18 protein-coding genes and 1 other annotated feature (1 of these 19 cut by a window edge) are annotated in these 25705 nt (G+C 35.6%); of the genes, 8 read left to right on the plus strand and 10 right to left on the minus strand.

Annotation, left to right across the window (positions count from 1 at the left end):
* Nucleotides 1–33: 33 nt before the first annotated feature.
* From KA894_RS05355 to KA894_RS05365, 3 genes are all read left to right on the plus strand, one after another.
* Nucleotides 34–1431, plus strand: a complete 1398-nt coding sequence (locus KA894_RS05355) for a sodium:solute symporter family protein (protein WP_103372628.1) — start codon at nucleotides 34–36, stop codon at nucleotides 1429–1431.
* Between the two features lie 203 nt (nucleotides 1432–1634).
* Nucleotides 1635–2873: a quaternary amine ABC transporter ATP-binding protein gene (locus KA894_RS05360; RefSeq protein ID WP_096811156.1), complete on the plus strand. Its 1239-nt coding sequence runs from the start codon at nucleotides 1635–1637 to the stop codon at nucleotides 2871–2873.
* Nucleotides 2866–4581: an ABC transporter permease/substrate binding protein gene (locus KA894_RS05365; protein WP_119487889.1), complete on the plus strand. Its 1716-nt coding sequence runs from the start codon at nucleotides 2866–2868 to the stop codon at nucleotides 4579–4581. Before KA894_RS05360 ends, KA894_RS05365 begins: the two co-directional genes overlap by 8 nt.
* 232 nt (nucleotides 4582–4813) lie before the next feature.
* Here KA894_RS05365 and KA894_RS05370 read toward each other — a convergent pair whose 3' ends face one another.
* Nucleotides 4814–5281, minus strand: coding sequence for a DUF3995 domain-containing protein (locus tag KA894_RS05370; protein ID WP_103372630.1), 468 nt, complete (start codon nucleotides 5279–5281; stop codon nucleotides 4814–4816).
* 374 nt (nucleotides 5282–5655) lie between these two features.
* Between KA894_RS05370 and fadX the strand changes: the two genes are divergently transcribed.
* The 5 genes from fadX (at nucleotide 5656) to KA894_RS05395 (ending at nucleotide 13588) form a co-directional block, all read left to right on the plus strand.
* Nucleotides 5656–7230, plus strand: coding sequence for a fatty acid degradation protein FadX (fadX, locus tag KA894_RS05375; protein WP_119487888.1), 1575 nt, complete (start codon nucleotides 5656–5658; stop codon nucleotides 7228–7230).
* A gap of 18 nt (nucleotides 7231–7248) precedes the next feature.
* A complete protein-coding gene (gene fadD, locus KA894_RS05380; protein WP_107643866.1) occupies nucleotides 7249–8775 on the plus strand; it encodes a long-chain-fatty-acid--CoA ligase FadD in 1527 nt (508 codons plus the stop codon).
* Nucleotides 8776–8853: 78 nt separating this feature from the next.
* Entirely contained in the window at nucleotides 8854–10062 is a 1209-nt protein-coding gene (gene fadE / locus KA894_RS05385; RefSeq protein WP_096811151.1) for an acyl-CoA dehydrogenase FadE, read from the plus strand.
* A gap of 45 nt (nucleotides 10063–10107) precedes the next feature.
* Nucleotides 10108–12366 carry a 3-hydroxyacyl-CoA dehydrogenase/crotonase FadB gene (gene fadB / locus KA894_RS05390; protein WP_115342489.1) on the plus strand — a complete coding sequence of 753 codons (2259 nt, stop codon included), beginning with the start codon at nucleotides 10108–10110 and terminating at the stop codon, nucleotides 12364–12366.
* A gap of 34 nt (nucleotides 12367–12400) precedes the next feature.
* Nucleotides 12401–13588: a thiolase family protein gene (locus KA894_RS05395; RefSeq protein ID WP_119487886.1), complete on the plus strand. Its 1188-nt coding sequence runs from the start codon at nucleotides 12401–12403 to the stop codon at nucleotides 13586–13588.
* A gap of 123 nt (nucleotides 13589–13711) precedes the next feature.
* Here KA894_RS05395 and KA894_RS05400 read toward each other — a convergent pair whose 3' ends face one another.
* The 9 genes from KA894_RS05400 to KA894_RS05440 form a co-directional block, all read right to left on the minus strand.
* Complete coding sequence (locus tag KA894_RS05400; protein ID WP_107643865.1) at nucleotides 13712–14182, minus strand: DUF3021 domain-containing protein; 471 nt, start codon at nucleotides 14180–14182, stop codon at nucleotides 13712–13714.
* Nucleotides 14179–14619, minus strand: coding sequence for a LytTR family DNA-binding domain-containing protein (locus tag KA894_RS05405; RefSeq protein WP_119487885.1), 441 nt, complete (start codon nucleotides 14617–14619; stop codon nucleotides 14179–14181). The genes KA894_RS05400 and KA894_RS05405 overlap by 4 nt, the downstream gene beginning before the upstream one ends.
* Nucleotides 14620–14791: 172 nt before the next feature.
* Nucleotides 14792–15859, minus strand: coding sequence for a WD40/YVTN/BNR-like repeat-containing protein (locus tag KA894_RS05410; RefSeq protein ID WP_119487884.1), 1068 nt, complete (start codon nucleotides 15857–15859; stop codon nucleotides 14792–14794).
* Nucleotides 15860–15982: 123 nt separating this feature from the next.
* Nucleotides 15983–17890, minus strand: coding sequence for a diflavin oxidoreductase (locus KA894_RS05415; RefSeq protein WP_119487883.1), 1908 nt, complete (start codon nucleotides 17888–17890; stop codon nucleotides 15983–15985).
* A 451-nt stretch (nucleotides 17891–18341) separates the two neighbouring features.
* Nucleotides 18342–19082 carry a cyclase family protein gene (locus tag KA894_RS05420; RefSeq protein WP_119487882.1) on the minus strand — a complete coding sequence of 247 codons (741 nt, stop codon included), beginning with the start codon at nucleotides 19080–19082 and terminating at the stop codon, nucleotides 18342–18344.
* A gap of 24 nt (nucleotides 19083–19106) precedes the next feature.
* A complete protein-coding gene (gene metE, locus KA894_RS05425; RefSeq protein WP_119487881.1) occupies nucleotides 19107–21353 on the minus strand; it encodes a 5-methyltetrahydropteroyltriglutamate--homocysteine S-methyltransferase in 2247 nt (748 codons plus the stop codon).
* Nucleotides 21347–23188: a bifunctional homocysteine S-methyltransferase/methylenetetrahydrofolate reductase gene (locus KA894_RS05430; protein ID WP_119487880.1), complete on the minus strand. Its 1842-nt coding sequence runs from the start codon at nucleotides 23186–23188 to the stop codon at nucleotides 21347–21349. Before KA894_RS05430 ends, metE begins: the two co-directional genes overlap by 7 nt.
* Complete coding sequence (gene metC / locus KA894_RS05435) at nucleotides 23142–24317, minus strand: cystathionine beta-lyase MetC (RefSeq protein ID WP_107643860.1); 1176 nt, start codon at nucleotides 24315–24317, stop codon at nucleotides 23142–23144. The genes KA894_RS05430 and metC overlap by 47 nt, the downstream gene beginning before the upstream one ends.
* Nucleotides 24314–25417, minus strand: a complete 1104-nt coding sequence (locus KA894_RS05440) for a PLP-dependent transferase (RefSeq protein WP_103372643.1) — start codon at nucleotides 25415–25417, stop codon at nucleotides 24314–24316. The genes metC and KA894_RS05440 overlap by 4 nt, the downstream gene beginning before the upstream one ends.
* Nucleotides 25418–25481: 64 nt before the next feature.
* Nucleotides 25482–25705, minus strand: a binding site (T-box leader) (it continues 149 nt past the right edge of the window).

Below are 25705 nucleotides of genomic sequence, written 5' to 3' on the forward strand. Positions count from 1 at the left end.
GAACATTTGCGTAAAAAGGGATTGGTTAAATATATGTCAAGCATCGATTTTATAATATTTGCTGTTTATTTTGTCTTATTAATTTCAATCGGAATTTTAGGCGTAGTCAAAGCTAAATCTTCTAAGAAATATATGCTTGCTGATAGTAACTTGGGCGTGTTTATGTTGTTTGGATGTTTAACTGCTGTTTTTCTAGGCGGATCTTCAACTATCGGTTCTTCTCAATTAGGTTATGAAGTGGGCTTGTCAGGGTTTTGGTTTGTTTTCGCAATGGGTATTGGTATAACTTTTTTTGGTTTATTTTTTCTAAATAAAATTTTAAATATGAATGTATTAACGATTAGTGAATTATTATATAGGCTTTTTGGAAATAGAGTACGAATTATTGGTGCAATGATAACTGCGATGTATACTTTAATGATTAGCGTTACTCAAGTTATAGCAATTGGGGCGTTATTATCTGTTATTTTCCATTGGGATCTTAAAATAGCTATTTTAGTTGGCGGAGGCGTAGTTTTTATATACACAATTCTTGGTGGCATGTGGACGTTGTCTATAACAGATGTTATCCAGTTTTCTGTGATGACTATTGGTATGTTTTTAATTATGTTACCAGTAAGCTTACATAGTGTTGGCGGTATTGGTACACTAGTCAATGTACTCCCCTCGTCACATTTAAGTTTTACAAATATTGGATTCAAAGAAATCGTAGGATACTTTATAACCTACACGTTAGGCATTGTAGTAGGGCAAGATATTTGGCAACGCTTTTTCACGGGGAAAACTAAGCGCGTCGCTAAAGTCTCTGGTATATTAGTAGGCTTATATAGTGCGTTATATTCTATTGTTATGGTAGTTATTGGCATGTGTGCTTTTGTTTTATTCCCAAATATTCAAAATACACAAAATGTTTTTACTCATATGGCTTTTGAAACATTGCAGCCTGGTTTGTTAGGGATTGTATTTGCAGCGTTAGGCGCAGCAATTATGTCGACTGCTTCAGGGACATTACTTGCATCTTCAACAATTATTGCTAATGATTTATTAAAACCGTTCTTTTTCAAAACGATGAGTGATAAACAATATTTATTATTAACGCGGCTAACGACTTTTGGTTTAGCCATAATAGCTATGGTTATTTCTCTATGGATTAAAGAAGTTTTAGTAGCGATTGATATTGCTTATGCCATTTTGACAAGTGCCATCTTTGTGCCAGTTATATTAGGGTTATTTATTAAATGGATTACTGAAAGAGCAGCGTTTTTAGCTATTATCATCAGTATTGTGACTGTTTTTATAGGGCTAGCAATAGTAGGTCCTAATTCCAATCTCATAATTATATTGGCCATAATTTTAAATGCTATTACTTTATTAGGTGCTTCGTATTACGATAATAATCTGAGTAAAATTGCGAAAACAAAAAATAGTTAAACAATATGGTTAAAATGTTTTGAAAAGTTTGATACATCTACACACATACTTAAAATAAAACGCATCTTCATTTCTGTCGCGCACCCTACATGCTGAGCTTAAAATTCAACTTAAAGGGTGTGCTACGATTATGAGGGTGTTGTTTTTTTTGCTTACTATGCTAAAGTTACACTTATATGAATTTTTAAGGGAGTGTTTATATTTTGAGCAAAGTTCGAGTTCGAAATTTAACCAAAGTGTTTGGTAAAAGAACCCAACAAGCGCTTAATATGGTCAAAGATGGGAAATCAAAACAAGACATTTTAGAACAAACTGATGCCACAGTTGGTGTTCATAATGTGAGTTTTGATGTAGAAGAAGGGGAAATTTTTGTGATTATGGGTTTGTCTGGTAGTGGAAAATCCACACTAGTGCGTTTAATCAATAGATTAATTGAACCTACTTCAGGAAATATTTACATAAATGAAGCAGACGTCTCAAAGATGTCAAAAGAAGCGTTACGGCAATTACGCCGTACAAAAGTGAACATGGTTTTTCAAAACTTTGGACTTTTCCCAAAACGTACTGTGTTAGAAAATGCAGAATATGGTTTGGAAGTTCGTGGTGTAGCCAAAGAAGAACGACAGAAAAAAGCAGAGAAAGCTTTAGATGATTCTGGGTTACTTTCTTTTAAAAATCAATATCCTGAACAACTTTCAGGAGGGATGCAACAACGTGTTGGATTGGCTCGCGCATTAGCGAATGATTCGGACATATTATTAATGGATGAAGCTTTCTCCGCGTTAGATCCTTTAATTCGTCGTGATATGCAAGATGATTTATTAGAGTTACAAGAGCGGCTTCAAAAGGTTATTATTTTTATTACACATGACTTAAATGAAGCATTGAGAATTGGAGATCGTATTGCATTAATGCGAGACGGTAAAATAATGCAAATTGGTACAGGCGAAGAAATTTTAACGAACCCAGCAAATGATTTTGTACGTGAATTTACAGAAGATGTAGATCGTTCTAAAGTGTTAACAGCAGAAAATATTATGGAGCATCCGCTCACAATTAATGTAGAAACAGATGGTCCAAATGTAGCGTTACAACGTATGCGGAAAGAAGAAGTGAGTATGTTGTTAGCTGTGGATAGAAAGCGTTATTTGAAAGGGAGTATAACAGCAGAAAATGCTTTAGACGCTCGTGAACAAGGGAAAACATTAAAAGATGTGATAGATAAAAATGTACAAAAAATTGATAGATATGCTTTAATAACTGATATTTTTAATTTAATCTATAATTCTCCTGCGCCACTCGCTGTAGTGGATGAAACGGATCGAGTTATCGGTGTAGTTGTGCGTGGCAGTGTCATCGGGGCAATGAGCGATAAAGATACTACTATAAACAACAACGGTGAAAAATCCAAGGAAAAAGAGGGGGCGAATATAGATGCTTGATTTTTTACAAAATGAGATACCTCTTTCTAATTGGGTTGATAGTCTGGTCGATTGGTTAACGAGCAACTTATCAGGATTGTTTTCAGTATTACAGGTAATTGGAGAATCAGTGATGGGCTTTACAACAAATGCCTTATTAGCGATTCCACCGCTATTAATGATGGTGATTTTAGTCATTATCGCTTATTTTGTTTTTAATAGAAAATGGGGATTACCCATATTCATTCTGATTGGGTTACTGTTTATCTATAACCAAGATATGTGGCAAGATTTAATGAATACTGTCACATTAGTTATTATTTCTAGTATTGTCGCGATTATTATTGGTGTACCATTAGGTATATTGATGTCTAAAAGTGAGACCATACAAAAAGTGATTAAACCGATTTTAGATTTTATGCAAACCATGCCTGGTTTTGTTTACTTAATTCCGGCCGTTGCTTTCTTTGGCATTGGTATGGTGCCGGGCGTCTTTGCTTCGGTTATTTTCTCTTTACCGCCTACTGTTAGAATGACAAATTTAGGCATACGTTCTATTTCTACAGAGTTGGTAGAAACGTCTAACTCTTTCGGGACGACTGCTTGGCAACGTCTGTTTAAACTTGATTTACCTATGGCGAAAGAAAATATATTTGCTGGTATTAACCAAACAGTTATGTTGACGCTGTCTATGGTTGTTATTGCTTCAATGATTGGTACACCTGGATTAGGTCAAGGCGTTTTAGCGGCTGTACAACGTTCTGAAGTAGGAAATGGATTTGTTTATGGTATCGGTATTGTTATTCTTGCAATTATTATAGACCGTTTTTCACAATCTATAAATCGTACAAAAAAGAAAAAAACGTCTAAAAAGCGAAAGACAATCATGACGGCCATCATTACAGTAGTTGTTTTATTATTTGTTGTACTGGGTGCATTTTCTATTTCAGATGACTCTAATAAAGGCACGATCACACTGGCTTATGCACAGCAAGATGATCAAATTGTCTCTACTAATGTGATAGCGCAAGTCTTAGAAGAAGAGGGCTATACTGTGAATATGACTTCTTTAGACATCCCAGTCGTATGGGAAGCTGTTGCTAACGGAGAAGCTGATGCAATGACAGGTGCTTGGATACCAATTACACACCAAGCGCAATATAAAGCATTTAAAGATGACCTTGATAATTTAGGTTCTAGTATCAAAGGACAAGCAAAATTAGGTTTAGTTGTGCCTTCATATATGGATGTAGATTCGATAGAAGATTTGGAAAATCAAGCAGATAAAAAAATCATCGGTATTGAACCAGGTGCTGGTATTGTAAAAGCGACTGATAAAACATTGGACACTTATTCAAACTTAAATGATTGGGAACAAGTCGTTTCTTCCACCGGCGCGATGAATGCACAATTAGAACGCGCAATTAAGTCAAAGGAAGACATCGTTATCACAGGATGGAATCCATATTGGATATTCCAACGCTATGATTTAAAATACTTAGACGATCCCAAAGGAACTATGGGTCAATCTGAAAATATTAATACGATGGCGCGTAAAGGTTTGAAAAAAGATATGCCAGAAGCTTATAAAATTTTGAAACAATTTAAGTGGGGCGTGGATGATATGGAATCGATTATGTTAGAAATTGAAGATGGCCAAGACCCAGAAGATGCTGCTAGCGATTGGATTGATAACAATCGTGATAAAGTTGACGCATGGGTTAACTAAATCATCAGAGTTTGAAAAATACTCATAGATGATTTGAATATAAAAGAGCGTACTGACATATCTGTATTTATTAAAAATATACATTTGTTCATTATCTTTATCAGGGAGGGACAACGGAGTCTTTTAAGAAAAAAGATTTCTGTCTCGCCCTGTTTTTTTATGCATTTAAAATAGAATAAGATGATTGCTTTTTTGGAGGTATTAAACCCATTTTTTATAACTGAGAATGTATTTAATACATTTTATGCTTATCATTCTTAATGATTAAAAAGGTCATTAGCCCTAATCCCCATATGAGAAATAAAGGATCCCAAATAAAAGCTTGTCCTATAAAGCTTAATTTAAATCCAACTGACATTATGTCTAACAATTTTAACCATCCAACCACTGTATTTACGCCACCATGTATAATGAGTATGATGGCACCAATATAGGAAGTGAACCTTATAACTTTATTGTTTTTGTAATAAAGTATAAGCGGAATCCAAGTGGATAAAAGTTTAAACAATCCTATAAGAAACATGATTAGTAAAAGCGGATTACCATATGATTTTTTCATATCGAAAGTCCAGCCTCCAACAGTCATCAAACCTATTTCGCCGCCAAACGACCAGTAGAATGTTGCTAATGCATGTAAACTGCCCGCTAATAAGAATAAAATCATAGCAATATTTTTGATTAAAACTGATTTGCTTTTCATTTAAACAACCTTTCATTTTAAAATGACTCTTTAGTATAAGTGACTTTTCAAATACATGAATACTTAATTTCTGTTAAATACTACGGAACGATTCACTTAAATTCCAACACATAGTGATCATGTTGGTTTTGACTTCTAACTACCCTCTAATCGCCACTTTAAATAGACCTATTTTCTAAAAATAACTTTTTGTACTGTCATGACTAAAGTCACAATCATTCCTTCTAGTTACTAATTTCGTAAAATTAAAAATTTTTGCATAATTTTCAATAATAATGGTATATTACATGTAAGGGCTTACATTTATAAGAAAAGGAGAGATTTATAGAGCAAAACATATTAAAGAGGGATTAAATATAGATAGGAGAACCTGTATGAAAATTATTCCGTTTTCAGATTTGAAAAACATCATTAACGAAGGTGATGTTATAGCTCTGGCAGCCTTATCTACAGCAAATTTACCAGCTGAGATACTTAAAACGTTAGTCGAACAATATGATGAGGATCGATCACTCAATCATTTAACGATAATGCTCGCTAATGATATCAGTGATTATCGCGGAGACAGTTATGATTTAGATGCTTTCGTTTCAAGGGGTATGATTAAACGATTAATCACTAGTATTATTACTGGTTCACCGGTAACCATTCAAGCAATGCAAAATAATGATATAGAAGCTTATTATCTTCCTCAAGGCGTCATTACTACACACTATCGTGGAAGTACAGAAGCTTTACCAGGACCCATTACGAAAATTGGATTAAATACGAATGTGGATCCACGTTATTCTGGTGGGAAGGTCAATTCACGTACTACTGAAGATTTAGTTTCTTTAATTAATATTAATGATGAGCCTTATTTGAACTATCATTTTCCAGAAATCGATATTGCTTTACTAAGAGGCACTTATGCTGATGAAGATGGCAATATTTACATGACGCATGAGACGCATTTAGGAGAGGGTTTTAGTTTGGCGGCGCGTACACATAAAAATAACGGTAAAGTGATTGTTCAAGTTAAAGAAGTGATTCAAAATGGCCGTTTTAATCCGAGTGATGTTTTTATACCTGGCAAACTCATTGATTATGTCGTAGTAAACCGAGACCCTAAATATCATAGACAAGTGTTGCAAACATATTATGATCCGGCGCTCTCAGGGCATTATCAGATTACAGAAATGCGAGAACCATATATAGAATTAGGCACGCGAAAAGTTATTTTGAGACGTGCTTCTCAATTCCTACTTCAAGGAGATGTCATCAGTATTGGTTTTGGCATTAATAATGAGTTATCCAATCTTTTAATTGAAGAAGGGGTTAACGATTTAGTTCAACCCAATATAGATACAGGCGTTTATGGTGGCTTGATTAGTAGTGGCAAGCAATTTGGTATGAATTATAATTTAAGCGCACGCATGAGACACGACATGACTTGGGATTTTATCTATAACGGTGGTGTAGATATAGCATTTTTAAGCTTTGCCCAAGTAGATGCCAAAGGCAATGTAAATGTTTCAAAATTCGGCAATAAAATGAATGGCTGTGGCGGGTTTATTGACATTAGCCAGACTGTCAAAACGATTGTTTTTTCAGGTTCATTAGTTGTCGGGGGTCAACTAAACTATGCGCCTCATAAGGTAAGTGTTGAACAAGAAGGTCACATACCAAAATTTATTAACGAAATTGATAATATTGATTTCAATGTTGAAAATGCTTTTGCGCTTGATCAAGATGTTTATTTTGTTACAGAACGTGCTGTATTTGAACTTACACAACAAGGATTGAAACTGATTGAAATAGCACCTGGACTAGATTTAGAAAGAGACATTCTAGCAAGTATGGACTTTAAACCAATCATTGCAGAACACTTAGAAGAGATAAATCATGATATTTATCAATGTAAGTGGGGAAGATTGTCTGATGAGATAAAGTCGGAATATCGTATTTAAACTAAGGGGGAGAAAAATATGAACTACGACTGGATAAAAACAAGAGCAACATTTGATGATAGTAAAGCCGCGGTGATTGACCCATTCAAAGGTACAGAATGGTCTTATCAAGATTTGAATATACGTGCAGAAAATTTAGCGAATTACTTACAAGACCAAGGAGTTCAACGTGGAGACGTTGTAGGCATATTTACGCCAAATGATGTAGCTTTGTTGGATGTTATGTTCGCTTCATTTAAAATAGGCGCCGTTTACTTACCAATTAATTGGCGTTTAAAAACACAAGAAATACAAAGTGTTATCGCAGATTCGAACGTGAAACTGATTTTTTATGCTGAGAAGCATGTTTCGAGCTTAGAAGGTATTGCAGACGACCTGCTTCACATGGATATTGATTCAAAAGCTTATGATAATATTGTAGATCCATCGCATCATCGTCCTTTTAATACTGTAAGTGTTGAAGGTAGTGATTTAGCTTCATTAATGTATACAAGCGGTACAACAGGATTACCTAAAGGCGTTATGTTTTCATATGACTCTTTTGTAAATAATCCTATTAACACGGCACTTACTTATAAAATTAATGCGACATACACGACAATTATATCGACGCCGATGTTTCATGTACTAGGATTTAATGATTTGACGCTTCCTTTATTAATGGCTGGTGGCACGCTTGTATTACAACGTTACTTTAATGGTGAAGCTTTAAACGATTTAATGGCTCAATATCAACCTAATTATTTAATTCAAATTCCAACGATGTATTATGCCATGTTAGTAGCAGAAAATTTCGACTTGAAAAATTTTGAGAGCATTGATTTCTTAATACAAGGAGGATCGGCGCCCTTACCAATGGTACAAAAGAAATTTAACAGTATGGGCTATTCTATTATCAATGGGTATGGTTTAACAGAAGCGCCACTTGTTATGGTCAATACGCCAGAGAACGGTGCACAGAAACCAGCTAGTATTGGTCAACCTGTTATGTTTATGGATATATGCATATTCGATGATAACTTTGAAGAAGTACAAGTTGGAGAAATTGGAGAACTTGGCGTCCGTGGGAATAATACCACACCAGGTTATTGGAACAAACCAGAAGAGACTGCAAAAGCTTTTCATGGCGAGTATTTCTTAACAGGGGATTTAGCCAAGGTAGATGAAGATGGCGATGTCTATATTGTTGATCGTCGTAAAGAGATGATTATTACGGGTGGTGAAAATGTCTTGCCATCCGAAGTTGAAGCTGTGTTATCAGAGCATCCACTCGTAGCTCAAGGCGTTGTAGTGGGATATGATAGCCCTAAATTTGGTGAATCTGTATCTGCTGCAGTTGTTCTTACAGAAGATGATCCAGATTTTGAAACAAAATTAGATGCGCATATGAGAGAAAATATTGCTGGTTATAAAATACCGAGACTATATTTGAAATTAACACATATGCCATTAAATTCAACTTCAAAAGCAGATAAGTTAGAAATCCAAAAATATATGAACGAAAAAGCTAAAAAAGAAGCACAAGGTAGCGATGAATTGAATTAAAATATAATATCGAGAAAAGCGTAAAGCGAAAAAATTTTCAATATATATGTAAGCGATAACAAAATGGAGGTTTTAATTATGCCAACAAAAGAAGAAACATTAAAAGCATTGTACCCGGAAGATATTTTAAGTATCGGGAAAGATTTAACTGAAGGAGAAGTTAAATTATTAAAACAATTGAATGATATGTTAGAAGAAAAATACCGCGATTCTGTCAATGAGCATTGGTTAAATGCTACTGAACCAGAAGATTACTTTGAAGAATTAGGGAAGCTAGATTATTTTAACAATCCATTGCTTTTTGAAGGGCGTGAAGGCGCGCGTACACCGAGTCAAATGTTTCAATTTTTCATGTCATATACAATCGCTAGATTTGATGTATCTTTAGCAACTTTGTTAGGTGTACATCAAGGCTTAGGACATAATTCATTTTGGTTTGGTGGTAGTAAAGAACAACAAGCTTACTATCTACCTAAATTACAATCACATGAATTACGGACGTGTTTTGCACTGACAGAACCAGAACATGGATCAGACGTTGCAGGTGGGTTAGAAACGACTGCCCAACGTCAAGGTGATGAATGGGTTATCAATGGAGAGAAGAAATGGATTGGCGGAGCAAATGTTTCAGATGTCATGCCAGTATACGCTGTAGATGTGGAAACAGGTAAACCTAAAGGCTTCATTATTGAACCAAGCCAAGAAGGTGTAGAAATCGAGCTATTAGAGCATAAAATTGCACTTAGAATTGTGCCTAACGCAAAAATTCGTTTGAAAAACGTAGTCGTCAAAGAAGCACAACGTCTACAAAATATTAATAGCTTTAAAGACATTGCAAAAGTCTTATATTCAACACGTGCGGGTGTTGCTTACATGGCTACAGGAGCCATGGCTGGGGCATTAAAAGCGACTACAGACTATGTAACTAAACGTAAACAATTCGGCAAAGAAATTAGTAAATTCCAGTTAATTCAAGAGAAACTGGCAATGATGCAAGGTAATTTGGCACAAGCAATGGCTACATGCGCGCAACTTGCACGTATGCAAGCTAACGGTGAGTATGACGAAGTCGCAACGTCAACAGCTAAAATGATGAATTCATTACGACTGAGAGAGTCAGTAGCCATGGGCCGTGGGGTTCATGGTGGTAATGGTATTTTAGCTGGAGAGTATGATATCGCGCGTTTCTTTGCAGATGCTGAAGCAATATACACATATGAAGGTACACATGAAGTCAACGCGTTAGTTATCGGAAGAGCGATCACAGGAGATTCAGCATTTATATAAACATATGTGCATAAAATGTTATAAAAAATAATTGGAGGGTTTAGTATGACGATAAGAAAAGCGACAGTGCTAGGTGCAGGAACAATGGGAAGCCAAATTGCTGCACTACTTGTGAATGCAGGATTAAAAGTTAAATTATTAGATATTGTCATTGATGAAAATGATCCTAATAAAATTTCGAAAAAAGCGTATGAATTTATAACTAATCCTAAACGACCACAGCTGTTTGATTTATCATTTGCGTCCAATTTATCGTATGGAAATTTTAAACAGGATTTACAAGAAGATGATGACGCAGATATATATATAGAAGCGGTAAAAGAAGAAGTGGAAATTAAACATCAAATTTGGGATCAAGTTAAAAAAGTAGCTAGTGATAACGCTATTTTTGCAACCAATACATCAGGTATCCCAATTGAAGCAATCGCTCAAGTATTTGATGACAAAGACAAAGAAAGATTCTTCGGAATGCATTTCTTTAATCCACCTAGAATTATGAAATTAGTTGAAGTCATCCCGAATAAACAAACGCATTCAGATGTCGTAAAACGTGTGCAAGCTTTTGCAGAGGATGTGTTAGGTAAAGGTGTTATTGTAGCAAACGATGTGCCAGGGTTTGTGGCCAACCGTGTAGGTACACAAACAATGAACGATATTATGTATCGAGCAGAACAACAAGGCTTCTCTATTACGGAAGTTGACGCATTAACTGGCCGTAGTATCGGTCGACCTAAAATGGGCACATATGGCCTGTCAGATTTAGTAGGTTTAGATATCGCTATGACTGTGATTAAAGGACTACAAAAAGTGCCGGAAGAACAACCATTCTTCAAAGACGTAGCACTTTCTGAAAAGTTAGCGGAAAATGGCGCATTAGGTAATAAAACAAAACAAGGCTTTTACAAAAAAGTAAATAAACAGCGCTATGTTTTTGATGAGGAACAAAATGATTACGTAGAGCCTCAACGACCACAGCTAGCAATTTTAGGTAAATTTAGTAAAGATCTCGCATCGAATTTAGACGTTATTTTTAATGCGCAAGATGATGCTGGCGTATTTTTATGGGAAACATTGAGAAATAACTTCTACTATTCAGCGATTAATGTGCCTAAAGCAGCTGAAGACTTTAAAGATATTGACCGCGCATTGGTTTGGGGCTTTAACTGGAAGTTAGGGCCATTCCAATTATGGGATCTTATGGGCTATGAACGTGTTAAATCACGTATGAAAGAAGAGTTGGGTCAATTACCAGATTGGATTGAACAGCGTAATGAGTCATTTTATGCTAAAGGCGAATCGATTGAGCGCGTTACACCAGTAACAGCCTATATTGATAAAGCAATATGGGATAGATCAGATTCTAATTTATCTGTAGCAAATGAAGATCAGTTGTTATTAAAATTACAAAGTAAAAACAATGTTATTTCAAATCAGTTTTTAACAGACTTATTAGAGGCTATAGATAAACTTGAAAACGAAGACTTTACGAGTATGGTCATTTACGCAGGTGGCAACAACTTTAGTGTAGGGGCTAACTTGTATCAAATGAAGAAAGCGCATGAAGAAGGACAAGTTGTTTCTGAAGTAGGAGAAGCGGTAGAGCAATTACATCATGTGTTTACGAGATTAAAACATTCATTAAAACCTGTTGTAACAGCTGTGCATGGTCGCGCTCTAGGTGGGGGCTGTGAACTTGTATTACATTCACCAATTGTCGTGGCAGCAAGTGAATCTTACATTGGTCTTGTAGAAGCAGGTGTAGGTTTATTACCAGCAGGTGGTGGACTAGCAGAACTTACTGACCGCATCATGCGTACAAATCATAAAAATGACGATAAACAAGCTTCTATTACAAAAATTTTAATGCAGATTGGTTTTGCTAAAGTATCTACAAATGCTTATGAGGCTAAGCGATATGGCTATTTAAGAGAGACGGATACAGTTATTTTAAACACGGAGAGACGTATAGAAATGGCGTTGAAACGTGCACGTTATGAATCGGAAACGAATTATGTGCCACTTCCAAAATCCCAATATATTGCTCTAGGCAGAGACTTTAAAGCCTTAGCAGAAGGTCAATTGGATGCACAACGTGTAGGCCACTTTATCAGTAATTATGATTATGAAATAACATTGAAAGTTGCAGAAGTACTGAGTGGCGGAGATATTCCACGTAATACCTATGTAAACCAAAGATATTTACAAAAACTCGAAAAAGAAAGATTTTTAGAATTACTACAAAACAAAAAAACATACGACAGAATTTCTCATATGTTAGAAAAAGGCAAACCATTACGCAACTAATAATCGGACATTATAGAAGAAAGGGTGAAATTAAATGCGAGATGCATATATAGTAGCTTACGGACGTTCAGCAGCTGGTAAAGCAAAGCATGGTGCAATGAATCATGAAAGACCAGATGAGGTTGCTGCGAAAGTGTTAAAAGGTGTATTAGAAAGAGTTGGAGGTTCATTTGAACCTAGCATGGTTGAAGATGTTATTGTTGGAAATTCATTTCCTGAGGGCTTACAAGGTCAAAATATTGCCAGAACCATTGCCTTGTTAGCTGGCATGCCGAATGAGGTGCCAGGACAAACCGTCAATCGTTACTGTTCTTCAGGACTCCAAACGATTGCACACGCAGCGAACCAAATTATCGCTGATCAAGCAGACATACTTGTTGCAGGCGGTATAGAACTTATGAGTGCAGTACCTATGGGAGGCAATGAACCGACGAACAACCCAATTCTCCAAGATGAGGATTCTGGTGTTTCCTATCCAATGGGGTTAACTGCAGAAATGGTAGCTGAAACTTATAATGTTTCTAGAGAAGACCAGGATGCCTATGCAGTACAAAGTCATTATCGTGCTGCTAAAGCACAAGAAGAAGGTAAATTTGAAGGCGAAATCATTCCAATTGAAGTGAACAAAGTTGATTATAATGAAAACGGACCAGTAGTTTCACAAGAAGTATTTAAAAATGATGAATTGATTAGACCAGACACGAATCAAGAGACATTGTCTAAATTGCCTACTGTTTTCAAGGCGGATGGCACAGTGACAGCAGGCTCCTCGGCACCCTTAACTGACGGCACAGGCTTTGTGGTTGTTATGTCAGGTGAAAAAGTAAAAGCGCTAGGTGTAGAACCTATTGCCAGATTTGTCGGCTTTAAAGCCGTTGGTGTAGATCCTAAAGTAATGGGTATTGGTCCAGCATACGCAATTCCTGAAGTGTTGAAACAAGCAAATTTAAACGTTGATGATATGGATTTAGTGGAATTAAATGAAGCATTTGCATCCCAAACGTTAGCTTCTATGAGAGAAACAGGCTTAGATGTTGAAAAAACAAATGTCAACGGCGGGGCAATTGCATTGGGGCACCCACTCGGAGCGACTGGTGCGATGCTAGTAGGTAGATTACTTTCAGAAATGAAAAAACGTCCAGACACAAAATATGGTATGGTTACGATGTGTATTGGCGTTGGTATGGGCGCTGCAGGTATCTTTGAATATATAAGATCATAACGTTGAAACATCAATATTTACCCCTTAAATGTGAAATCATCACATTTAAGGGGGTTTTGGTTATTATAACGTTTTGATTAAAGAAGAGACGTAACATTACAAATATCTTTTGATGGTTAGTTATTATTGATGTCTATTATGCTTTCGTTTTGAAATTATATCGTTAATCTCATTGATATCGTGTTGATTACGTTTTGTTTCAATAAACCATATCATAAAATAGACAACTGTATAAATAATGATAAAAAATAGAATGGCTGATATTTTAAGCGGAAACCATCCTGCTAATATTGCCAAAGGTAACATAATGATAAGCATAAGGCTAAAGTGAAGCGATGTTTTAAATAATAAAGACTTCTTAGAGTTTGAAAATATCAAATCACCAAAGCTAAAAGTAATACCGATGAGCGACCAGATAATGACTGAAATAAACATAATTTGTAATTCACTTAAATGTTGAAAATAATACTCACCCATCGTCGATACAGGAGAAACTGGATGAAATTCATTCCGTGCAAAGATAGTGGAACATATTAAAGCAATCATAACACCGACAGCAATGCCTATTATAGCGCCATGAAATAAACGTTTCATAGTTTTAAAGCCTCCTTGATTAATGATAAATAGCGTCTTGAAGAATACGTGAAAGCATTATTGGTAAATCGAATTTCAATAGTGCCATTTTTATTGAGTTTTAGATAATCAATATAGTTAATATTTATAATTTCAGATTTTGAAATTTGTAAAAATTGTGTATTAAGTTGTGATTTCACTTCGTATAAACATTGCGTAGTGGTGTATTGACAATCCGATGTTATAATCGTTAAAATCTTATTTTCTATACGAAAACAAATAATATCTTGATGTTTAATATAGTAAACAGCTTCATTGTATTTTCCGGGAAATAATTTGTTTTGGGACAGTTGTTTTATATAAGCGATAATTTCTGGTAATTGTTCTGCATGTTCGTGACAATGCATGATAATTTTGCTTTCTGGTAAATAATTATCGTAAATCACATCTAATTCCATAAATGTTGCACCCCCCCTGTTGCCATAATTAAATCAAATTTTACCAATGAATACTATGTAAACTATATAAGTGGCATACATTTACTCTGACTGATGTAGTTTTTGACCATAAACAAGTCCCCTTAAAACTTGGATGCGTCCTAAGTTTTAAGGGGACTTGTTGTAATATTTTCTAATTTAAAGTAATGAATTGATGCGCGTGTTGAGATGTAAGTGAATCTGGCCACGCTATATCAAATGCTACCCAATGGATGCCGCCATCATCTGAATAATAAACACCGTTGTTATTAGCAAGATAAAAAATGCCATCTCTTTCAGTAACCGCTGAAACTAATGTGCCATCTGGAGAAGGTAATCCTTTGGTAGCTTCTGTCCACTTACTTTCTTGCTTTTTATCAATATAGTAAATCGTGGAAAATGTGTTATTTCCATAGTTATGTGCATCAAATGGAGAGTCTGAAGTAGCGATAACAATATTATCTGGGTTTAGAGAATGAACCGCTAAGCCATAACCGTATCTGTGCTCAATACCATCAATAAATGTCGTCCAAGTCTTGCCATAGTCATCACTTTCAATAAAGGTGTCTCGACCTCCATTTAAGAAAGCGTCACCTAAAACACCGTACATTTTATTAGGATACTCTAGATGACTTTTTAAGACATGAATATCAATTGGTGTATCTTGTGTCTTTGGCGCCTCCCAATGTTGACCCGCATCAGTGGATTGAATAAAGCCACCTGCCTCAATTGTAAGGTTAATCATATTTGGTGATTTAATATTTGTGTCAAACCATTTTACGTGATGCGTATGTGGTCTAGGAGGGAAGAACCAATGGTCTTTACCAGTAATATGACTAAAATCGGTAAGCAATTCGAATGAATCACCTTGATCATATGATATGAACAAAGCACTAGGTTCAGTACCTACGAGTACAGCACTGCGATTATCGCCTGTATCTATAACTGTAACTGCAGTGACAGCTGTCATGTGAATGTCATCTTTGTTGAATGGACTATTGTAAGTAAAACGTGTGCCGATAGGGAACCATGTCTGACCTTTGTCTACACTTTTCCATAAACCGCGATCAAATGTGCCACAATAAAGTGTATCTCTAGCATGAGGGTCTTGGGCCACCGAAATCGTATTCATACCTTCTAATTTTCTTTCAAGTTGAATATGCTCATTTTCTTTGTTTATCAGTACTAATGCATTGTCATAAGTTATTGCGTATTGAGTCATATTATAGCCACCTTTTAAAAATTGAGTACGAACAAAAATGAATTCAAACTACATCATTTTATCCGTAACTATTTAGCGTTGATTAAGATAGTGATTATTAATTTAAGATATTTATATCCTAAATTAATACACATCTCGTTGATATCTTTGATTTTTAATGAGTTCTGTTAAATAATCTTCCGCTTGTGCTTGAGTAAAGTCACCATGTTGCACTAATACATTTACAAGTGATTGGTGCACCCCTTTAGCCATTTCATCTTTGTCACCACAAAGATAAACGGTTGCACCGTTTCTTAACCATTTATAGAAATCTGCGCCATTCTCTTCAATACGGTGTTGGACATAGATTTTGTTTTCTGTATCTCGTGAAAAAGCTAAGTCTAATTTGCTAATAATACCTTTTTCAAGCCATGACTCTAAATCACTACGATACAAGAAATCGGCGTCATAATTTTGATTTCCAAATATTAACCATTGATTTCCTCTAAGTTGTAAATGTTCTCTTTCTTGAAGGAATGCTCTGTAAGGCGCGATACCTGTCCCAGCACCGATCATAATGACTGGCGTATGGTTGTTATATGGGAACTTGAAATTAGGGTTCTTTTTAAGATAAACAGGGATTTTATCGCCTGTTTGTGTGCGGTCGGCAAGTTGTACAGAGCAAACACCTTGGCGTTCACGATGATGTGCCTCATACTTCACAACACGTACCGTAATGTGCACGGTGTGAGGGTTAACTTGATTACTACTTGCAATAGAGTACTCTCTAGGCGGTAGTTTTCTTAATAAATCCTTTAACATATCAGGTGTAAGTGATACAGGGGTAAAGTCTTTGATTAAGTCGATGAAATCTCTACCATAAATATAGTTTTGAACCCATTCTTTTTTCTGCACATTTGCGTTTAACATAGGATTTCCAAATAATGCTGCGGCATTATTTAATATGGAAGGTGTTAACTTAGATATTTCAAATTCATTTGTAAGTGCATTTTGTAATGAAACAGTTTGGTCACTATTATCTATAGTGATAGAACTCGTACTATCCCAGCCTAATGTATCGATTAATTCTTCTACAAGCACGGGATTGTTTTTAGGAACAATGACTAAACTATCTCCTGGTTCGTAGGATTCACCATAGCCATCTAAAGATAGCTCGAGATGTCTGACTTCACGTGTTGCAGTTGGTTCAGTCAACACGCTATTTTCGACTACTTCAGCGAAAAAAGGGTGTGTTTTTGAATAGGGTGCTTGTGGTTCTTCTACAATAACATCCTCATCGATGGGTTCCTCATTTTGATTTCCAGAAGATATTTGAGTCAAAAGTTCAAGCATATCAATAATCCATTGCTCAGAAGTTTCTTCAAAATCAAAGTCACATTCGACACGATCAGCTAATCTATTGCCGCCTAAATCACCTAAAATTTTATCAAAATCTTTTCCGGCTTGGCAGAAATCAGGATAGTCTTGATCGCCTAATGCAAGGACTGAAAAATTTAAATGGCTTAAGTCAGGCGCTTCATCACCGTGTAGAAAATCATAAAAATCTAAAGCGTTGATTGGGGGCTCGCCCACGCCATGTGTTGAAGTGATAATAAACACATGATTCACTTTGGTTAAATCTTCTTGAGGAAAATCGTCCATCTCCCAAGTATGCACTGTGATGTCATGTTCTTTTAATTTCGTTTCGAATTCATCTGCTATTTCTTCAGCATTTCCTGTTTCTGTACCGAATAAAATATTTACTTCTAATGGTTCATCTGTAGAAGTGGCAGTAGTATCTGTTTGGGGTGCTTCTGAAGTAGCTGTTTCAGTTGATGCTGTTGATTCAGTTGGCTCAGTCTTTTCACTTAAATGCTCTGAGGGCTCAGCATGATCATCAGTATATTGATTTAGGTCACCTTCACCTGTAGAAGTATTAAGTAAATAGCCGCTTAACCAAGACTGTTGATCTGATGACAGTGTTGGCATGAGTTGTTTTATAAGTTCCAATTGATTTTCATCAAAAGGGGAATTTGTTCTATTTAATTCCAAAAAGGTCACCTCGTATTGTATTAATAATTTATAGCAAAGCGTGAATCATTACACGCTATTCGTATAATAGAATTTAAATGAAGTATAACATTGTTTTATAATTTTTAAATGATAGAGATTATCATCTATAAAAAAATCCAACTTATGGCCTATGAATTTATTCAAAAAATTGAGGCGGGATAGAAATCAAATATTTCATTTGATATCTTACTCCCGCCCCAGTTAGGTTGGCGATATGATTGAAAACTTTGGCACTCATATATAGTAAAGCGTTACTTAATGTACGCTTTACTATTTTTTAATAAACGCATATCGACTTTATCGTTTTTAGAATTTATCTATTATATAGAAAGGAAATATAAGAAGGGCTCAATTTCTTATATATTTTATAATGGCTAGGTTTTATAATGATTTATATTTTAGAGACAGAATGGACAGTTCCATTCGATGGTTATGGTTTAATAGCAAAAGCACGTACTGGGAACCCGGGTGCTTTGTTTGGTTTTGGGCTAATGGCATAAATAATAGCACCACGTGTAGGTAATTGGTCTAAATTCGTTAGTAATTCAAGTTGAAAGGTGTCTTGTCCCAATACGTAACGCTCGCCTATAATGTCTCCGTTTTTTGCAACATCAATTGAAGCGTCTGTATCAAACGTTTCGTGTCCTATTGATTTCACTTGTCTATCTTCTAGTAAATATTGCAAAGCGTCTAACCCCCAACCGGGTAGGTGGAGATTGCTCTTTGCATCTTTATTTTCAAAACGTTCAATATCTGGCCACCGCTTAGACCAATCACTTCGGAAAGCGACAAATGTGCCTGGTTCTATGGATCCATGTTTGGCTTCCCATTGTTTAATAAGATCCTGCGTTAAAATAAAATCAGCATCTGCTGCTACTTCTTGTGAAAAATCTAGAACAACAAGTGGTAATACGAGTTCTTTTAAGTCAATTTCATGCAGATAACGTGTTTTTTCGACAAAATGTATCGGTGCATCAATATGTGTACCATACTGGGTTACAATATTCCAATTTTGTACATAGAAACTATCATCGGCAATATTAAAAAGTGTGGAGACTTTTGCGCGTTCAAATTCACTGAAACACGGAATAGTTTCATCAAACGTGTGGGTCAAGTCGATCCACGATGACGTTTTTAATTGTTCTAATTGATCCCATAACGGATAATGCATTGATATCACCTTCATCATTAATTATTAAACTGTTGCTGGATTTGTTGATTTACGTAATTTATCTACTGAATTTACAAGTACAGTTAAGGCTTCTTTAACTTCATCTTCTTTACGCGTTTTTAAACCGCAGTCTGGGTTTACCCAGAATAAAGAACGGTCAATTTCTTGTAAAGCACGGTTGATGGCTTCTGTAATTTCAGCTTCGGTAGGAATACGTGGACTATGAATATCATATACCCCTAATCCAATACCTAAATCGTAAGTAATATCTTCGAAGTCTTTAATTAAATCACCATGGCTACGAGATGTTTCAATTGAAATGACATCTGCATCTAAATCATAGATAGCATGGATAATTTGACCAAATTGAGAATAGCACATATGTGTATGAATTTGCGTTTCATCGGCAACAGAAGATGTAGCTAGTTTGAATGAGCGTACGGCTTTATTAAGGTAGTCTTCATGATATTCTGAACGTAACGGTAAACCTTCTCTTAATGCAGGTTCATCCACTTGAATAATTTGAATACCAGCTTTTTCTAGTGCCAAGACTTCTTCGTTAATGGCTAATGCAATTTGATCTTGAACTTCTTCACGTGGTAAATCTACGCGTTCAAATGACCAATTTAAGATTGTTACTGGTCCAGTAAGCATACCTTTTACTGGTTTATTCGTTAAACTTTGTGCATAAAGTGTTTCTTTAACAGTTAAAGGTTCTGACCACTTTACATCACCATAGATGATGGGTGGCTTCACTGCACGAGATCCGTAAGATTGCACCCAACCAAACCTAGTTACTAAGAAACCTTGTAATTTTTCTCCGAAGAATTCTACCATGTCATTTCGCTCAAATTCACCATGTACTAAGACATCTAATCCGATATCTTCTTGTATTTTAATCCAACGGGCAATTTCATTTTTTAGGAAAGATTTATAATCTTCATCTGTAATACGGCTATTCTTCCAATCAGCACGGAACTTTCTTACTTCTTGCGATTGTGGGAACGAACCAATCGTCGTTGTAGGCAAGTCAGGCAAGTTAAAACGTGCGTCTTGCGCTTTTTTACGTACTTTAAATGGCGATTGTCTCGTAGTGCGTGCACGGTCAAAATCATATTCAAGGTTTTTGAAAGATTGATTTTGGAAACGCTCATAACGTGTTTGAAGCACATCAAATTTTTGACTGTCATTGTCATTAAATAGTCGTCTTAAAGCATCTAATTCGTCTAATTTTTCAGTAGCAAAGCTTAAACCCTCAGCGATTGACTCATCTAATGTTTCATCGTCTAATGAGACTGGTACATGCAATAATGAAGATGAAGGTTGAATAACAAGATCATTTGTATGATTTTGTAATGTTTCAATCAGTGATTTTTTAGCTTCAATGTCTGCAGCCCACACGTTACGACCATCAATGATACCAGCATAGAGTGTTTTGTCTTTGTCTAAGTCACCAGCTTTGATTTGTGCTAAATTATAGCCGTTATCGTGTACAAAATCTAAACCTAACCCTTTTACAGGTAAACTATTTAGGAATTTTAAGTTTACACGTTCAAAATAAGTTTGAATGGCAAGGTAATGACTTAATCCTTCTTCTGCAAAATAGTTATAAGCAGTACGCGTAACATCTTCGTATGCTGCGCTATCATCTTCAACAAGTACAGGTTCATCAATTTGAATATATTCAGCACCAGCATCTACTAAAGATTGTAGTACTTCTTTATATAAAGGCAATAATGTATTTACTTTTTCTTCAAATGATTGAGCGCCGCCTTTAGAGAGTTTTACAAATGTAATTGGGCCTACAATAACTGGGTGCGCATTTACATTGATAGACTGTGCATAGTTGAATCGATCTAATAATACGTTGTGGTTAAGTTTTGGTTCTGCATTATCCCATTCAGGTACAATATAATGGTAGTTTGTGTTGAACCATTTAATTAACGCACTTGCAACATGTTCTTTATTACCTCTGGCAATATCGAATAATAAATCATTATTTACTTCTCTACCTTGGAAACGTTCAGGAATAATATTAAATAGTAGTGAAGTATCAAGAATATGATCATAAAGTGCAAAGTCTCCGACAGGTACACTCGTTAAATTATAGTTCTTTTGCAATAATAAATTCTCTTTATGCAAGTCTGTTAATTGTTGGTTGAGTGTGTCAGTATCTATTTTATTAGCCCAGTAACTTTCAATCGTTTTTTTCCATTCTCTTTTTCTACCTAATCTTGGGAAACCTAAATTTGATGTTTGAATTGTCATAATATTGCCTCCTGTTTACTTGAAGTAATTGATTGTGAATATGACGCAAGTTCTAAAGAGTAATCTACTTTCTGGAACGGTGTAATTAAATACAAGCCATTAAAATATTTATGAACGGTGTCTATGAGTTCTTTCGAAAGCTTTAGGCTTAATGCTTTCGTTTTTTCTTTGTCATCCTTAACAGCTTCAAATTGTTCTAAAATTGCTTCTGATAGCTTAATGCCAGGTACTTCGTTATGTAAAAATAATGCGTTATTATAACTAGTGACTGGCATAATACCAATAAAGAATGGCACATCTAAATGTTTGGTTGCTTCATATATTTCTTTGATTTTTTCAGTGCTGTAGACCGGTTGTGTAATAAAGTAGTGCGTACCGCTTTCTATCTTTTTCTCAGCACGCTTTACTGAACCTTCTAACTTTCGAACATTTGGATCAAAAGCACCTGCGATGTTGAAGTTTGTCTTTGTCTTCAGCGCATCACCATCTGTGTTAATACCTTTATTAAAGCGCAATGCAATTTCTGTTAAACCTTTGGAGTTCACATCATAAACGTTTGTTGCGCCAGGTAAGTGACCTATTTTTGATGGGTCTCCAGTAATCGTTAAAACTTCATTGACATTAAGTAGTGATAGTCCTAATAAATGTGACTGTAAACCAATGAGATTACGATCACGACACGTAATATGAACTAATGGCTCAATAGTATATTGTTGCTTGATAATACTTGCAGCTGCAACGTTACTAATGCGTACAGTGGCTAATGAATTGTCTGCTAATGTCACTGCATCAATATGTGCATCATCAAGTTTTTTGATATTTCTGAAAAATAATTCTGTATCTAAGTGCTTAGGTGTGTCTAATTCGACGATAATGGTCGGACGTTGTTTGACTTTGGTTGTTAAGTTTTGCTGTTTGGTCTGTGTACGTGAGCAACTGTTATATTTTTTAATAGGTATGACGTTTTTATGAGTGACTGGTTCTAAGTTGGCTATTGAAGACTTGATAAATTGAATATGTTCAGGTGTTGTACCGCAACAGCCCCCGATAATTCGAACACCTTCATTAATCAATTGTTTGGCGACTTTACCAAAGTATTCAGCGTTATCACTATATTTGAATTGACTATTTTCAATATCTAATAAACTTGCATTTGGGTAGCAAGACAGATAGGCATGCTCAGGCAATTCAATATGTGAAAATGATTGCTGCATGTGGTGTGGGCCGTGATGGCAATTCAGCCCTACGATATCTGCGCCGCTATTTACAACTTGTTGTAACGCCGTATTGATTTCTGTGCCATCTCTTAAATAGTTTGTGTTTAAAGCTGTTAACTGTGCGACAATAGGTATATTATGTTTTTGCTTTGTAGCCTTGATGATATTGGTGAGTTCTTCTAAATCGTAATATGTTTCGAATAGTAAACCGTCGATGCCTTCTTCGACTAGTGTATCTACTTGTATTTCAGTGTGGTATTGAATGGCCTCTAAACTTAAAGGTTCTTGTTTTACACCTCTAAACCCGCCAACAGTACCTAATATAAATGTTTCATTGTTAGCTGCTTTTTTAGCAATCTGTACTGCGGCTTTGTGTATGTCTTTCACTTTATGTTCTAAACCAAATAATTTTAATTTTTCAAAATTTGCGCCATACGTATTGGTTTGGATAATATCTGCTCCAGATTCAATATAGGACCGGTGTATGCGTTCTATTTTTTCAGGGTGGGTTAGGTTATATGCTTCTGGACACGTATCTAAACCATCTGAATATAGAATTGTTCCCATAGCACCATCAGCGACTAAAATATTCTGTTTCAGTTTGTTGATTAGTTGACTCATTGAAGGCCTCCTTCAGTGCATAGTTCAAGTCTGCTATTAACTCATCTGCATTTTCTAAACCTACACTTAATCTAAATAATCCAAACGTAATATGACGTGCTTCACGAACTTCTTTTGGTACGGCAGCATGAGACATTGTAGCCGGGTGAGACAGAATTGTTTCAACTCCGCCTAAGCTGACAGAAACGAGTGGTAACGTGAGTGCATCTACAAATGCTTGTGCTTTTGTTTCGTCTTTTAACCTTAAGCCTAAAACGGCACCGCCATGACTTGCTTGAGATAGGTGTAATGCATCATTCCCCGGGTAATAAACTTCTGCAATTTCTTCACGTTGTGATAAGAATGTATAAAGTTTTTGAGCATTTTCAACAGATTGGTTAAAACGCACAGATAACGTTTTTAAATGTTGAGATAAAGTCCAGCTATCATGTGCAGATAACGCGGTCCCTGTGCCATTTTGTAATAAATAAAGTGCATCAGCTACTTCTTTATTACTAGTTATAGCAGCACCTGCAATGATATCGCTATGGCCACCTAAGAATTTGGTAGCACTATGAACGACAATATCTGCACCTAATGCTAAAGGCGATTGGCCAAGGGGTGTCATAAATGTATTATCTACAGCAAGCAATAGTTTATGCTGTTCAGCAATTTGTGCGACACCTTTAATATCCGTGATTTTAAATAATGGATTGGATGGCGTTTCAATATATACGAGTTTTGTATTTGATTGAATGGCTTGTTCGATTTCTTGTAAGTGTGTTGTATCTACTGTAGTAAATTGAATGTTGAAACGTGTTAATATTTGTTCAGTTAACCGGAAAGTACCGCCATAGACATCGTCTGGAAGGATAACATGATCACCAGAATTTAATGTGAGTAATACAGCTGAAATAGCAGCGATACCAGATGCATAAGCAAATGCATAATCGCCACCTTCAAGTGCAGCTAACTTTTCTTCTAATAGCGCACGATTAGGGTTACCACTGCGCGCATAATCATATTTAGCGTCGCCACCTAAAACTTTTTGATGAAAAGTTGAAGATGCATATAAAGGAGGATTAGCTGAATCATAATCAACACCTCTATTAGCATCGAATATCACTTCTGTTTCTTTTGATAAACTCATGAAATCACTCCTTCTTTAGCTTTTTCTAATGCTTGAATAATATCTTTTTCAATATCTTCGTAATTTTCAACACCGATAGATAGTCTAAGTAAATGTTCGTCAATACCACGTTTGTCCTTTTCCTCATCAGGCATATCGACATGTGTTTGCGTATATGGGAAGGTAATGAATGTTTCAGTGCCGCCTAAACTTTCTGCAAAAATACAAACTTGTAAGCTTTCTAAAAATTTATCCGCTTTATAATTTTTATCTAACCGTAAGCTCAACATGCCTGTGCGCCCACAATATAAGACTTGATCAATACCTTTTAAGTTACAACATCGTTCTGCTAGCAATTTGGCATTGTATTCTGAACGGTCCATTCTTAAATGTAATGTCTTTAGCCCACGCTGTAATAAATAACTGTCAAAAGGTGATAAAGTTGCACCGATCATATTGTGGAATTCACCTAATTGTTCAGCTAAATGAGGGTCTTTAACTGTAACTACACCAGCAAGTACATCATTATGCCCACCTATATACTTTGTAGCCGAATGTAGTACGATATCCGCACCATCTTCAAGCGGTGTCGATAGATAAGGTGTTAAAAATGTATTGTCTATAATCGTTAATAAATGATGTTCTTTACTTAATACATAATAAGGGTCAACGTCTACTTCTAACATTTGTGGGTTTGAAATTGTTTCAATGAATAATGCTTTAGTATGATCTGTAATGCTTTCCTTTACTGCTTCATAGTTTAAAAAATCTACGTATTTGAAGTGAACACCATATTGTTTTTCATAAAAATCAAATAGTCTAAACGTGCCTCCGTATAAATCAAATGATACTAAGATTTCGTCACCTGCTTTAAATAAATTACATATTAATTGTATAGCTGCCATACCACTTGCAGTAGCAAATGAAGCAGTGCCACGTTCTAACTTAGCAAAGGCTTCTTCAAATGCTGAGCGTGTTGGGTTTTTAGTTCTTGTATAATCAAAGCCTGTTGATTCCCCTAAATGCGGATGCTGATAAGCAGTTGATAAATAAATTGGGTTTGCAATTGCGCCAGTTGAATCATGTGTAAGTGCTATTTGTGATAGTTCAGTATTTTTCATAATACAAATAACCTCCTTTAAAAATAAAAAAAGCTTTCGTCCTTTAAACCCGAATAAATCGGATGTAAAGGACGAAAGCTTAGCTCGCGGTACCACCTTTGTTTATTACTTTATCACTAAAGTAATCTTATCCAGTACGCCAAATTGTCTTACACACATGTACTGAATTGTGCTATCGTAATATGTTTAAATAAAAAACCCACTTTAGCTAAATGTAAAATGAGTATTAACAACATATCCGACGCGTGGCATAATCCAGTACGCCATTTAACAAAATGTTAATACTGT

This window comes from Staphylococcus sp. GDY8P131P (genome assembly GCF_017891975.1).
In the GTDB taxonomy this organism is placed as follows: domain Bacteria; phylum Bacillota; class Bacilli; order Staphylococcales; family Staphylococcaceae; genus Staphylococcus; species Staphylococcus nepalensis.